General features: G+C 73.2%; 12 protein-coding genes. 5 read left to right on the top strand and 7 right to left on the bottom strand.

Going from position 1 to position 12045, the window contains the following annotated elements; all coding sequences use genetic code 11:
• Positions 1-137 precede the first annotated feature (137 nt).
• A complete protein-coding gene (locus AB0E77_RS26415; protein ID WP_361574790.1) occupies positions 138-860 on the top strand; it encodes a MerR family transcriptional regulator in 723 nt (240 codons plus the stop codon).
• A 39-nt stretch (positions 861-899) separates the two neighbouring features.
• Here AB0E77_RS26415 and AB0E77_RS26410 read toward each other — a convergent pair whose 3' ends face one another.
• Genes AB0E77_RS26410 through AB0E77_RS26400 form a run of 3 tightly spaced genes read right to left on the bottom strand, consistent with a single transcriptional unit; the run spans position 900 to position 5531 of the window.
• Positions 900-3080, bottom strand: a complete 2181-nt coding sequence (locus AB0E77_RS26410) for a 3-hydroxyacyl-CoA dehydrogenase NAD-binding domain-containing protein (RefSeq protein WP_361574787.1) — start codon at positions 3078-3080, stop codon at positions 900-902.
• Between the two features lie 43 nt (positions 3081-3123).
• On the bottom strand, positions 3124-4338 hold the full coding sequence (locus AB0E77_RS26405) for an acetyl-CoA C-acetyltransferase (RefSeq protein ID WP_361574784.1): 1215 nt from the start codon (positions 4336-4338) through the stop codon (positions 3124-3126).
• 11 nt (positions 4339-4349) lie between these two features.
• Positions 4350-5531, bottom strand: coding sequence for a CaiB/BaiF CoA-transferase family protein (locus AB0E77_RS26400; RefSeq protein ID WP_361574781.1), 1182 nt, complete (start codon positions 5529-5531; stop codon positions 4350-4352).
• A gap of 240 nt (positions 5532-5771) precedes the next feature.
• On the opposite strand from AB0E77_RS26400, the gene AB0E77_RS26395 reads away from it, so the two are divergent.
• The gene (locus AB0E77_RS26395) at positions 5772-6950 is read left to right on the top strand and encodes a saccharopine dehydrogenase NADP-binding domain-containing protein (protein WP_361574778.1); all 1179 of its coding nucleotides are present in this window, start codon (positions 5772-5774) and stop codon (positions 6948-6950) included.
• Positions 6951-6995: 45 nt separating this feature from the next.
• On the opposite strand, the gene AB0E77_RS26390 is transcribed toward AB0E77_RS26395, so the two are convergent.
• Together AB0E77_RS26390 and AB0E77_RS26385 are read right to left on the bottom strand one after the other, a co-directional pair.
• Complete coding sequence (locus AB0E77_RS26390) at positions 6996-7145, bottom strand: hypothetical protein (protein ID WP_361574775.1); 150 nt, start codon at positions 7143-7145, stop codon at positions 6996-6998.
• A gap of 64 nt (positions 7146-7209) precedes the next feature.
• A complete protein-coding gene (locus AB0E77_RS26385) occupies positions 7210-7911 on the bottom strand; it encodes an endonuclease V (protein ID WP_361574772.1) in 702 nt (233 codons plus the stop codon).
• A gap of 43 nt (positions 7912-7954) precedes the next feature.
• Between AB0E77_RS26385 and AB0E77_RS26380 the strand changes: the two genes are divergently transcribed.
• The gene (locus AB0E77_RS26380) at positions 7955-8251 is read left to right on the top strand and encodes a YciI family protein (protein WP_361574769.1); all 297 of its coding nucleotides are present in this window, start codon (positions 7955-7957) and stop codon (positions 8249-8251) included.
• A gap of 12 nt (positions 8252-8263) precedes the next feature.
• Here the strand turns inward: AB0E77_RS26380 and AB0E77_RS26375 are convergent, their stop codons facing one another.
• Positions 8264-8593 (bottom strand): plasmid stabilization protein, encoded by a 330-nt coding sequence (locus AB0E77_RS26375; protein WP_361574766.1) that lies wholly within the window; start codon positions 8591-8593, stop codon positions 8264-8266.
• 236 nt (positions 8594-8829) lie between these two features.
• Here AB0E77_RS26375 and AB0E77_RS26370 point away from each other — a divergent pair, with 236 nt between their 5' ends.
• Complete coding sequence (locus AB0E77_RS26370; RefSeq protein ID WP_361574763.1) at positions 8830-9246, top strand: SsgA family sporulation/cell division regulator; 417 nt, start codon at positions 8830-8832, stop codon at positions 9244-9246.
• 50 nt (positions 9247-9296) lie between these two features.
• Here the strand turns inward: AB0E77_RS26370 and AB0E77_RS26365 are convergent, their stop codons facing one another.
• Positions 9297-9971 carry a GPP34 family phosphoprotein gene (locus AB0E77_RS26365; RefSeq protein ID WP_361574760.1) on the bottom strand — a complete coding sequence of 225 codons (675 nt, stop codon included), beginning with the start codon at positions 9969-9971 and terminating at the stop codon, positions 9297-9299.
• A gap of 324 nt (positions 9972-10295) precedes the next feature.
• Between AB0E77_RS26365 and AB0E77_RS26360 the strand changes: the two genes are divergently transcribed.
• The gene (locus AB0E77_RS26360; protein WP_361574757.1) at positions 10296-11939 is read left to right on the top strand and encodes an ATP-binding cassette domain-containing protein; all 1644 of its coding nucleotides are present in this window, start codon (positions 10296-10298) and stop codon (positions 11937-11939) included.
• The last annotated feature ends 106 nt before the right edge of the window (positions 11940-12045 follow it).

Genomic DNA, 12045 nt, shown 5'->3' with positions numbered 1-12045 from the left:
CAGCACCTTCCCACGACTCTGCGTTCGCATGCGGTGGCTCATGTCACACAGCGTGACTTCTCACAGGACCCGTCGGACGCCTTCACCTGGGGCCCATGAGGTGTCACACCATTGGTGAGACAGCGATACTGCTGCACATGACGACGAGCGACACCGGGGAGCCGACCCTCACGATCGACGAGCTGGCCGCGCGGACCGGCGTCACGGTGCGCACGGTCCGTTTCTACGGCACCAGGGGTCTGCTGCCGCCGCCGGCGATCGGCCCGCGCCGGGTCGGGCAGTACGGCCGGGAGCACCTGGCCCGGCTGGCGCTGATCGAGGAGCTTCAGCACCAGGGCATGACGCTGGCCGCGATCGAGCGGTATCTGAAGCAGCTGCCGCCGGACCTCACCGCCCACGACCTCGCGCTGCACCGCGCGGTGGTGGCCTCCTGGGCGCCGGAGACCGTGGAGCGGGTCACGCGCGAGGAACTGGACCGGCGGGCCGGGCGGCCGCTGGCCGACGAGGAGGTGGACCGGCTGGCGGAGATGGACATCGTCGCGCGGGACGGCGACGCGGACGGCCGGGACGCCTACCGCGTCGACGCGGGGCTGCTCCGCCTCGGCGTCGAGCTGCTCGACGTGCCCCTGTCCTCGGAGACGGTCCTCGCCGCGCGCACGGCTCTGCTCGAGCACTCCCGGGCCGCCGCGCACGATCTGTCGCGGCTGCTGCGCGACGCCGTCGCCGAGCGCGACGCACGGGACGTGCGGTCCCTGTCCGCCCATATGCACCCCATCGTGGTGCAGGCGCTGCTGACCACCTTCCAGCGGTCGCTGCGGGACGAGCTGCGGGAGTGGCTGGACGCCGACGGCGAGCGCTGAGAGGCTCCTCAGCCGCTCGCCGCCGGTCGGGGGGCGCCGTCAGCGGCCGTCGGTGAAGACCTCCCCCTTCTCCGCCTTCTCCACGAGCAGCGCGGGGGGCGTGAACCGGTCGCCGTAGCGCTCGGCGAGCTCGCGGGCGCGGGCGACGAAGCCCGGCAGGCCGCCCTCGTAGCCGTTGATGTACTGGAGGATGCCGCCGGTCCAGCCGGGGAAGCCGATGCCGAAGATCGAGCCGATGTTGGCGTCGGCGACGGAGGTCAGCACGCCCTCCTCCAGGAGGCGGACGGTGTCCAGCGCCTCGGAGAACAGCATCCGCTCCTGCATGTCGCGGAACGGGATCTCGTACCCCGGCTTGGTGAAGTGCTCGCGCAGGCCCGGCCACAGCCCGGCGCGCTTGCCGTCCTCGCCGTACTCGTAGAACCCGGCGCCACCGCTGCGGCCGGGGCGGCCGAACTCGTCGACCATGCGGTCGATGACGGCCTCGGCGGGGTGCGCGGTCCAGGTGCCGCCGGACTCCTCCACGGCCCGCTTCGTCTCGTTGCGGATCTTCCGCGGGAGGGTCAGGGTCAGCTCGTCCATCAGGGAGAGCACCTTGGCCGGGTATCCCGCCTGCGCCGCCGCCTGCTCGACGGACGCGGGCTCGACGCCCTCCCCGACCATCGCCACACCCTCGTTGATGAAGTGGCCGATGACCCGCGAGGTGAAGAAGCCCCGCGAGTCGTTGACGACGATCGGCGTCTTCTTGATCTGCCGCACCAGATCGAAGGCCCGCGCCAGCGCCTCGTCCCCGGTCCGCTCCCCCTTGATGATCTCGACCAGCGGCATCTTGTCCACCGGCGAGAAGAAGTGCAGCCCGATGAAGTCGCCCTGCCGCTCGACACCCTCCGCCAGCGCCGTGATCGGCAGCGTCGAGGTGTTGGAGCACAGCAGTGCGTCCGGGGCGACGACCTGCTCGATCTCCTGGAACACCTTGTGCTTGAGCGAGGTGTCCTCGAACACCGCCTCGATCACCGCGTCGCACCCGGCCAGATCCGCCGCCTCCGCGGTCGGTGTGATCCGCGCCAGCAGCGCGTCCGCCTTCTCCTGCGTCGTCCGGCCCTTCGCGACGGCCTTCGCGCACAGTTTCTCCGAGTACGCCCTGCCCTTGAGCGCCGCCTCCAGCGAGACGTCCTTGAGCACGACGTCGATGCCCGCGCGGGCGCACGAGTAGGCGATGCCGGCGCCCATCATCCCGGCACCGAGGACGGCGACCTTGGTGACCCTGCGCGGCTCGATGCCCTGGGGGCGGTTGGCGCCGGAGTTGACGGCCTGGAGGTCGAAGAAGAACGCCTGGATCATGTTCTTCGCGGTCTGGCCCGCGGCCAGCTCGACGAAGTAGCGGGCCTCGATGACCTGCGCGGTCTCGAAGTCCACCTGGGCGCCCTCGACGGCGGCGGCCATGATGTTGCGCGGCGCGGGGTAGGGGGCGCCGCTCGTCTGCTTGCGCAGGTTGGCCGGGAAGGCGGGCAGGTTGGCCGCGAACTTGGGGTTCGCGGGGGTGCCGCCGGGGATGCGGTAGCCGGGCTTGTCCCAGGGCTGGGCGGACTCCGGGTTGGCGTCGATGAAGGCGCGGGCCTTGGCCAGCATCTCCTCGCGGTTGTCGGCGACCTCGTCGACCAGGCCGTTCTCCCGGGCACGGCGCGGGCTGTACTGGGTGCCCTGGAGGAGGACCTTGAGCAGCGCGTCGGTGATGCCGAGCATCCGGACGGTGCGGACGACGCCGCCGCCTCCGGGGAGCAGGCCGAGGGTGACCTCCGGGCAGCCGATCTTGGAGCCGGGCGCGTCGAGGGCGACGCGGTGGTGGCAGGCGAGGGCGATCTCGTAACCGCCGCCGAGGGCGGCGCCGTTCAGCGCGGCGACGACGGGCTTGCCGAGGGTCTCGATGCGGCGCAGGTCGCGCTTGATCGCCATGCCGCCGTCGAAGAGGTCCTGCGCGGTCTCCGGGGTGACGCGGATCAGATCGCGCAGGTCGCCGCCGGCGAAGAAGGTCTTCTTGGCGGAGGTGACGATGACCCCGCGGATCGAGTCCTTCTCGGCCTCCAGACGGTCGGTGACGGCCGCGAGGGACGCCCGGAACGCCTGGTTCATGGTGTTGGCGGACTGGTCGGGGTCGTCGATGACGAGGGTGACGACGCCGGTGTCGTCCTGCTCCCAGCGGATGGTGGTGGACTCGGTGGTCATGAGGGTGTGCTCCTGGTGATCCGTCGTATCCGTCGGGAGGGGGTCAGATGCGCTCGACGATGGTGGCGATGCCCATGCCGCCGCCCACGCAGAGGGTGGCGAGGCCGTACCGCTTGTCCTGCCGCTCGAGTTCGTCGACGAGCGTGCCGAGGATGATGGCGCCGGTCGCGCCGAGCGGGTGGCCCAGCGCGATCGCGCCGCCGTTGACGTTGACCTTGTCCAGGGACAGCCCCATGTCCTTCACGAAGCGCAGCACGACCGCCGCGAACGCCTCGTTGATCTCGACGAGGTCGATGTCGTCGATCGTCAGCCCCGCCTTGGCCAGCGCCTTGCGGGTGGCCGGCGCCGGGCCGGTGAGCATGATCGTGGGCTCGGAGCCGGACACGGCGGCGGAGACGATCCGGGCGCGCGGCGTGAGGCCGTGGCGCTCGCCGGCCTCCTTGGAGCCGATGGCGACCAGGGAGGCGCCGTCCACGATGCCGGAGGAGTTGCCCGCGTGGTGGACGTGGTCGATCTTCTCCACCCAGTGGTACTTCTGCAGCGCCACCGCGTCGAAGCCGCCCAGCTCGCCGATGTCGGCGAAGGAGGGCTTGAGCTTGCCCAGCGAGTCCGCGGTCGTGCCGGGCCGCAGGTGCTCGTCGCGGTCGAGGACGGTGAGGCCGGCGCGGTCCTTCACCGGCACGACGGACCGCTCGAAGCGGCCTTCCTTCCACGCCGTGGCCGCCCGCTCCTGGGAGAGGGCCGCGTACTCGTCGACGTCACGGCGGGAGAAGCCCTCGATGGTGGCGATGAGGTCGGCGCCGATGCCCTGCGGGACGAAGTTGGTGGCGAGGTTGGTCATCGGGTCGTTGAACCAGGCGCCGCCGTCCGAGGCCATCGGGACGCGGGACATGGACTCGACGCCGCCGGCCAGCACCAGGTCCTCCCAGCCGGAACGGACCTTCATGGCCGCCATGTTGACGGCCTCCAGGCCCGAGGCACAGAAGCGGTTCTCCTGCACGCCCGCCACCGTGTCCGGGAGCCCGGCGGCGATCGCGGCGATGCGCGCGATGTCGGAGCCCTGGTCACCGACCGGGCCGACGACGCCGAGGACGATGTCGTCGACGGCGGCCGGGTCGAGGCCGGGGAACCGGGCGCGGATCTCGTGGATGAGGCCGACGACCAGGTCGACGGGCTTCGTGCCGTGCAGGGCGCCGTTCGCCTTGCCGCGTCCGCGCGGGGTGCGGATCGCGTCGTACACGTACGCTTCGGTGGTCACTGGCAGGCCTTTCACTGAGGGTTCTTCGCGGGGCTGTTCGACTGAGGGTTCTTCGCGGGGCCGTTCGGGCGGGGGGTGCGGGGCAGGTCCCAGTCGCGGGCGACGGACTCCGCGTCGGCGCCGGGCCGGGCGGGTCCGGTGCGGACGGCGGTGGGTGTCGCCGAGAAGCGGGGCGCGGGAGCCGGCTGGGTGATGCCGTCGTGGTCGGTGAAGGTGCCGCGGGCGGCGAGATGCGGGTGGTGCGGGGCCTCGCGCAGCGAGAGCACGGGGGACACGCAGGCGTCGGAGTCGGTGAAGAGGGCCGTCCACTCGTCGCGGGTACGGGCCTTGAAGCGGACGGCGATCGCCTCGCGCAGCTCGCCCCAGCGGGCCATGTCCTCACGGGGCGGCACCTCGCCCTCGATGCCGAGCCGCTCCAGGAACTCGGCGTAGAACTGCGGTTCCAGGGCGCCGACCGCCATCCAGCCGCCGTCGGCCGTCTCGTAGGTGCCGTAGAAGGGGGCGCCGCCGTCGAGGAGGTTGCTGCCGCGCCGGTCCTGCCAGGCGCCGGCGGCGAGCATGCCGTGGATCATCGCCGAGAGGTGGGCGGCGCCGTCCACGATGGCGGCGTCGACGACCTGCCCGGTGCCGGTGGCGCGGGCGTGGTGCAGGGCGGCGAGGACGCCGACGACCAGGTAGAGGGAGCCGCCCGCGTAGTCTCCGAGGAGGTTGGCGGGGACGGCGGGCGGTCCGTCGGGGGCGCCGGTCATGCCGAGGGTGCCGGTGAGCGCGATGTACCCGATGTCGTGCCCGGCACGCTGGGCGAGCGGTCCCTCCTGGCCCCAGCCGGTCATGCGGCCGTAGACCAGCCCCGGGTTGCGGGCGTGGCAGTCCGCCGGGCCGACGCCGAGGCGCTCGGCGACGCCGGGGCGGTAGCCCTCGATCAGGACGTCGGCGCGTTCGGCGAGGTCGAGGACGCGGGCCGGGCCGTCGGACGCCTTGAGGTCGACGATCACCGAGCGCTTGTTGCGGTGGGTGACGTCGAGGGCGGGGTCGATCCCGAGGCCGGGGCCGCCGGGCCGGTCGACGCGGACGACGTCGGCGCCGAGGTCGGCGAGGAGCATGGCGGCGAAGGGCCCCGGTCCGATGCCCGCCAGTTCGACCACGCGCACACCGCTGAGCGGGCCGTCACCCGGCGTCTTCGCCTTCGTCATCGAGCCCCCAGCTCTGTGACACAACTGATGTAACACCAGTGATGCTAAGAACGTGTTCCACTCGGCACAAGACCTGACGAGCAAGCGCTTAGCCAATTATCGGGCAGGCTCGTCGTCGGGCCCGGCACTCCTCACGCTAGCCTCAGCCACCGGCGACGGCGCGTGCTGTGGGCCCAGGGGTTGCGGACGAGAGTGCCGAGGGGCGCCGACGAGGCCGCCGGACGGTGGCGAAGGAGTGTCATGAGCAGGCTGAACACAACGGACCGGCCGTACGACGTCGTGCTCTTCGGGGCGACGGGCTTCGTCGGCGAGCTGACCGCCCGGTACCTCGCCGCGCACGCGCCCGAGGGACTGCGCTGGGCCATCGCCGGCCGCGACGAGATGAAGCTGCGCCGGCTGGCCGCGCGGCTGCCCGAGGGCACCGGGGCCGGCGTGCTGCGGGCTGACGTGTCCGACCCCGCCTCCCTGCGGGCGCTCGCCGAGCAGGCACGCGTGGTCGCCTCGACGGTGGGCCCGTACGTCCGGTACGGCGAGGGACTCGTCGCCGCATGCGCGGACACCGGCGCCGACTATCTGGACCTGACCGGCGAGCCCGAGTTCGTGGACCTCATGTACGTACGGCACGACGCACGCGCCCGGGAGACCGGCGCGCGGCTGGTGCACGCCTGCGGCTTCGACTCAGTACCGCACGACCTCGGGGTGTACTTCACGGTGCGGCAACTGCCACAGGACGTCCCGCTGACGGTGGACGGCTTCGTGACCGCCGACGCCGCCTTCTCTGGCGGCACCTTCGCCTCCGCGCTCGGCCAGTTCGCGCGCGGCCGGCAGATGCAGGACGCGGCGCGGGAACGGCGCCGGCACGAGCCGCGGCTGGTGGGCCGACGGGCGGTGACGCCGACGGGCGCGCCGCGCTACGCCGGTGAGGTGGGGGCCTGGGCGCTCCCGCTGCCGACCGTAGATCCGCAGATCGTGCGGCGCTCCGCCAGGGCGCTCGACCGGTACGGTCCCGACTTCCGCTACCGGCACTACGCGGCCGTCCGCCGTCTGCCGGTCGCGGTGGGCGGGGTGGCTGCGCTGGGCGCGCTGGTGGCGGCGGCGCAGGTGCCGCCGGTGCGGCGCCGGCTGTCGGACCTGCTCAAGCCGGGTGACGGGCCGAGCCCGCAGAAGCGGGCGAAGAGCTGGTTCCGGGTCCGCTTCGTCGGCGAGGGCGGCGGCCGCCGGGTGTTCACCGAGGTCGCGGGCGGTGACCCGGGGTACGACGAGACGGCGAAGATGTTCGCCGAGGCGGCGCTGTCGCTCGCGCTCGACGACCTGCCGCAGACCGCCGGCCAGGTCACGACGGCGGTGGCGATGGGCGACGCCCTCACGGAGCGTCTGCAGCGGGCGGGCATCACCTTCCGGGTGGCCGCGACGCGCTGACCCCGCCCGGGCCGGCATCCGGCCGCCGGTGCCCGTCCCGGCGGCCTACCCCGACCATCCGGCGATCGTGTAGATCATCCCGCCGATCCAGGCCATCCCGGCCGTCACGGCGAGCGTCAGCCCGGCGGTCACCGCGCGCTCGGTGGGCCGTACCGGGCGGGCGGAGTACTCGGGGGTGCGCTGCTGCGTCGTCATGTGCTCAGCCTGCCGCCACCCACTGACAACGCACATCCGTACGGGTACTCAGACGGGTCGGGCCTCACTCCGCGCCGACGGCGTCCCGCAGGGCCGCGCGGCACAGGGCGTCCGCCCTGCGGGTCGTCTCCGGGAGGCGGTAGGCGGGGGTCAGGGCCAGCGTGTGCGCACAGGCGTTGTCCAGGCTCATGCGATGGCCGACGGAGACGAAGACCGGTTTGACCGCGGCGCGGGTCCGCAGCGCGCGTCCGACCTCCTCCGTGCCGGCGAGCAGCGGGGACGCGCTGCCGCGCGGCGCGTCCGGGTCGGCGTGCGTGAAGGTGAACGGGTTCTTCGCGACGCCGATCGTGGGCAGCCCGGTGAGCACGCCGAGGTGGCTGGCGAGGCCGAAGCGGCGTGGATGGGCCAGGCCGTAGCCGTCGCAGAGCACCAGGCCGGGCGGGCAGGGCAGCGCACGGAGGGCGGCGAGGACGGTGGGGATCTCGCGGAAGGCGAGCAGGCCCGGCACGTAGGGGAACGAGATCCGCCCGACGGCCGTGGACTCGGCGACCACGGCCAGGGTGGCCGCGTCGAGGACGACGGCCGCCGCCGCGACGACGTCCCGTTCGTCGTCGTAGGCGACGTCCACGCCGGTCACCCGGCCGCTGCCGGGAGGCGGGCCCGGCTCGTCGAGCACCACGCGGGCCCGCAGTTCGTCCTGGACGGCGCGGGCGCGCTCCTCGGTCGCGGGCCAGTCGGCGGGGGTGCGGGCGGTCACGGTCGTCATGGTGGCCGCCAGCCTACGGGAGCGCCGGAGTAGGCTCGCGATCATGTTCGTACTGGAACTGTCCTACACCGCCCCGCTCGAAGCCGTCGACGCCGTGCTCCCGGAGCACGTGACGTGGCTCGAGGGCCTCTACGAGCAGGGCGTGTTCCTCGCGTCCGGGCGCCAGGAACCCCGCGCCGGCGGAGTGATCATCGCCGTCGCGGAGGACCGGGCGCGGATGGAGGAGATCGCCGCGGGCGACCCCTTCGTCGCGGCGGGGGTGTGCGCGTACCGCATCACCGAGTTCGTCGCCACGAAGACGGCCCCGGCGCTGGAGCGGTACCGGGAGCGGCCTCGTTAGGTCCGGCGCGGCTCACTTGCCGAGCGCGCGCTTCAGCTCGCCCTTGTTCATGTGCGAACGGCCGCTGATGTCACGGCGCTTGGCCTCCTCGTACAGCTGGTCGTAGGTGGGGCCCTGGGGGCCCTGCCGGTTCCCGGAGCGCTGTCCGCCGCGCTCGCTCGACGACTTGTCCTGCGTGGACACCCGGCCGGCGGTCTTCGACTCGCCGGACCGGGCACGCTCCTTGTTCACCGTGCGGGCCGCGATCTCCTTGGCCCGGCCGGTGCTCTCGCCACGGTCCTCGGCGCTCTCCTTGATGTGTTCGTACTGCCGCTCCCGCTTGGAGCTCGAACCACGTGGCATGTCCGCTCACTTCCTCTCACGCTCAGCGAACGGTTACCCACGTTACGGACAAACACCCCGCCCCGCGCCCGGGACTCCCGGCACCTCACGGGGAGTCATGTCACTCGCGTGCATGAACGCGGTGACAGAGGTCACTCGCACCTCGTGTGCACGGAGCGGCTGATTCCGTCGTCTCTTCCAGTGCCCGGCCCGCACCACCCCGGAAGCCCGCCCAGCCGTCACGAGGGAGCAAGGCGTTGTCCACCGTCATCGAGCAGCCCGTCGAGGCGCGTCTCGTCGCCGCCGCGCCGCGCATGCCGAGCATTCCCGCCACGCTGCGCTACGACCGCAGTGACCCGTTCGCCGTCCGCATGACCTTCCCGGCCCCGGCCACCCTGGAGGGCGTGGAGGTCTGCTGGACCTTCTCGCGCGAGCTGCTCATCACCGGGATGCAGGAGCCCGACGGTCACGGTGACGTCCGGGTGCGGCCTTACGGGTACGACCGGACCGTGCTGGAGTTCCACGCCCCCGAGGGCACCGCCGTAGTCCACGTCCGCTCCGGCGAACTGCGCCGGTTCCTCCGGGCCACCGGCGAGCTGGTGCCGGTGGGCCTGGAGCATCTCCAGCTGGACCTGGACCACGACCTGGCGGAGCTGATGCGCGGCACCTGCTGAGCGGGTCCAGGCCGGGGACGTGGTCCCCGGGCGGCGTCGCCGAGTGGCCGTCAGCCGCCCGTCGAGGCCACCGCGCGCGCCGTCTCCGCGCTCACCGCCGCCCGCACCTCCCGCAGGACCGTCCCCAGCCCGGGTGCCGCCGCCGCGCCGCGCTCGGTCAGCTCCTCGGTCCGCCGCTCCCGGCGCGACCGCTCCCGCACGGGCCCGAGGCCGCGCAGCTCGGCCGCGGCCGCCAGGGCGGCGACGGTCGCGTCCCGCTCGGAGACCTCCCCGGCCGGCCGCTCGCCGTCCAGGACGGCCCGCACCTGGGCACGCAGCGCCCGTGCCGCGGCGGGCCGGGCCAGGACGTGGTCGACGGAGGGGAACACGCCGAGCACCCGCTTCTTCTCGGCCCGCAGATACCCGCCGGCCACCAGCTGCTCCCGGACCGCGTCGAAGGTGACCCGCGCGTACGACCGCACCCACGCCCGCCAGCGGCGCGGCAGTGACTCGCGGACGAGCTCCAGCAGCCCGTCGAGGACGGCGTCACCGGTGCGGGAGTCCAGGTCGGCGGGCGTGGCGATGCCGTCGTCGTCGGTGAGCAGTCCGCGCCGGGCGAGTTCGGTGAGGGCGCCGGCGCGCACCAGGTGGTGCAGCCGCGCGGTGTCGGCGCCGCCGCCGGGGCGTTCGGAGTCCCAGGCCAGCAGGCAGAGCCGGGCCGGCAGGGAGAGTGAGCCGTCGGGCACGGGGCCTCCTCGGGGGCCTGTGAGCAGATGCGGGAAAAGGCGTTGACGCCCGGACCGGTCGTTCCTACCGTGTACAACGCTTCTGTTGCCGCCGATCGGAGAAGGACGTTGCTCGTCTGAGGTTCTGAGACACCGCGTCGCCCGCCCTGCGTGGGTGTACGTCGCGTGCGACCTCGGCGTTCGAGCCGTCCCGTGCGGAGCAGGGCCTTCCCCGCGCCCCGCACTCCGCGGACTCCTCCTTCCCCCGCCCGACGGCGGTCGCCGCTCCCGGTGTCTCGATACGCGTTTGCCCCTGACCGCATCAAGCAACCGCGGAGACCCCGTATGTCTGCATCCATCACCTGTACGGCCCTCTCCTTCGCCTGGGCCGACGGCACCACCGTCTTCGAGGACCTGGACACCGCGTTCGGTCCCGGCCGGACCGGGCTCGTCGGGGCCAACGGGTCGGGAAAGTCCACCCTGTTGAAGCTGCTCGCCGGGCAGCTCGCCCCCGCCGACGGCACCGTCCGCGTGGCCGGCGAGATCGGCCACCTTCCGCAGAACGTCACGCTCGACACCGGTCTGCGGGTCGACGAGGCGCTCGGCATCGCCGCGCAGCGGGCCGCGCTGCACGCCATCGAGGCCGGCGACGTGGCCGAGGAGCACTTCGAGACCGTCGGCGACGACTGGGACGTCGAGGAGCGCGCCCTCGCCACGCTCGGCGAGCTCGGCCTCGGCCACGTCGACCTCGACCGGACCATCGGCGAGGTGTCCGGCGGCGAGTCCGTCCTGCTCCGGCTGGCGGCCCTGCTGCTGCGCCGGCCGGACGTCCTGCTGCTGGACGAGCCGACCAACAACCTCGACCTGTACGCCCGCCGCCGGCTGTACGCGGCCGTCGCCTCCTGGCCGGGGGTGATGATCGTGGTCAGCCACGACCGTGAGCTGCTCGACCTCGTCGACCAGATCGCCGACCTGCGGTCCGGCACGATCACCCGGTACGGCGGCAACTTCTCGGCGTACGAGGAGGCACTGGCCGTGGAGCAGGAGGCGGCCGAGCGCATGGTGCGCGTCGCCGAGGCCGATCTGCGCCGGCAGAAGCGCGAACTGTCCGACGCCCACGCCGTCCTGGCCCGGCGCAGGCGGTACGGCCAGAAGATGTACGACACCAAGCGCGAGCCCCGGGCGGTGATGAAGATGCGCAAGCGCACCGCCCAGGAGTCCGCCGGAAAGTACCGGATCATGCACGAGGAGAAGCTCGCCGAGGCGAAGGAGCGGCTCGACGACGCGGTGGAGGCCGTGCGGGACGACGACGAGATCCGCGTCGACCTGCCGTACACGGCCGTCCCGCCGGGCCGGTCCGTGCTCACGCTGCGGGACCTGGAGCTGGCGCACGGTGCGCGGGTGGCGGGCGGTCTGGATCTGCACGGTCCCGAGCGGATCGCGCTGACCGGGCGCAACGGCGCGGGCAAGACCACGCTGCTGCGCACGATCGCCGGGGAGCTGGAGCCGGTCTCGGGCGAGGCGACGGCGCACGTCCCGCTGCGCTTCCTGCCCCAGCGCCTGGACGTCCTCGACGACGGGCTGACCGTCGCCGAGAACGTGGCGCGGTTCTCGCCCGGCGTGACCGACAACCGGATCCGGGCGCGGCTGGCCCGCTTCCTGTTCCGGGGCGCCCGGGCCGACCGGCGGGCGGCGACGCTGTCCGGGGGCGAACGCTTCCGGGCCGCCCTGGCCGCGCTGATGCTGGCCGAGCCCGCACCGCAGCTGCTCATGCTGGACGAGCCGACGAACAACCTGGACATGGCGAGCGTCCGGCAGCTCACCACGGCCCTGGAGTCGTACGAGGGCGCGCTGATCGTGGCCAGCCACGACATGGCGTTCCTGGACTCGATCGGCGTCACGCGCCGGCTGCTGCTGGAGGGAGGGGAGCTCAAGGACGTCACGGGGGACACCGGCCCGGCCACGGGAGCGCGGGCCCGCACCGCATGAGGGACGACCGGCGCCCGTCCGGCCCGTGACCTGGGGTCCGGGCCGGGCCCCGCCCCGGCGGACGGCGGCTGATCAGCGGCCTTTACAGTGCGTTTAACCTACGGTC

It is taken from the genome of Streptomyces sp. NPDC032940, from assembly GCF_040636935.1.
In the GTDB taxonomy this organism is placed as follows: Bacteria; Actinomycetota; Actinomycetes; order Streptomycetales; family Streptomycetaceae; genus Streptomyces.
Note: the sequence above shows the minus strand (reverse complement) of the source record. Positions and strands in the feature narration are given on the sequence as shown.

Coding starts and splice junctions, on each gene's coding strand:
- AB0E77_RS26385 (WP_361574772.1), bottom strand. CDS start 7,911: ATGACGACCGTGACCGCCCGCACCCCCGCCGACTGGCCCGCGACCGAG.
- AB0E77_RS26360 (WP_361574757.1), top strand. CDS start 10,296: ATGTCTGCATCCATCACCTGTACGGCCCTCTCCTTCGCCTGGGCCGAC.
- AB0E77_RS26400 (WP_361574781.1), bottom strand. CDS start 5,531: ATGACGAAGGCGAAGACGCCGGGTGACGGCCCGCTCAGCGGTGTGCGC.
- AB0E77_RS26380 (WP_361574769.1), top strand. CDS start 7,955: ATGTTCGTACTGGAACTGTCCTACACCGCCCCGCTCGAAGCCGTCGAC.
- AB0E77_RS26395 (WP_361574778.1), top strand. CDS start 5,772: ATGAGCAGGCTGAACACAACGGACCGGCCGTACGACGTCGTGCTCTTC.
- AB0E77_RS26415 (WP_361574790.1), top strand. CDS start 138: ATGACGACGAGCGACACCGGGGAGCCGACCCTCACGATCGACGAGCTG.
- AB0E77_RS26375 (WP_361574766.1), bottom strand. CDS start 8,593: ATGCCACGTGGTTCGAGCTCCAAGCGGGAGCGGCAGTACGAACACATC.
- AB0E77_RS26410 (WP_361574787.1), bottom strand. CDS start 3,080: ATGACCACCGAGTCCACCACCATCCGCTGGGAGCAGGACGACACCGGC.
- AB0E77_RS26390 (WP_361574775.1), bottom strand. CDS start 7,145: ATGACGACGCAGCAGCGCACCCCCGAGTACTCCGCCCGCCCGGTACGG.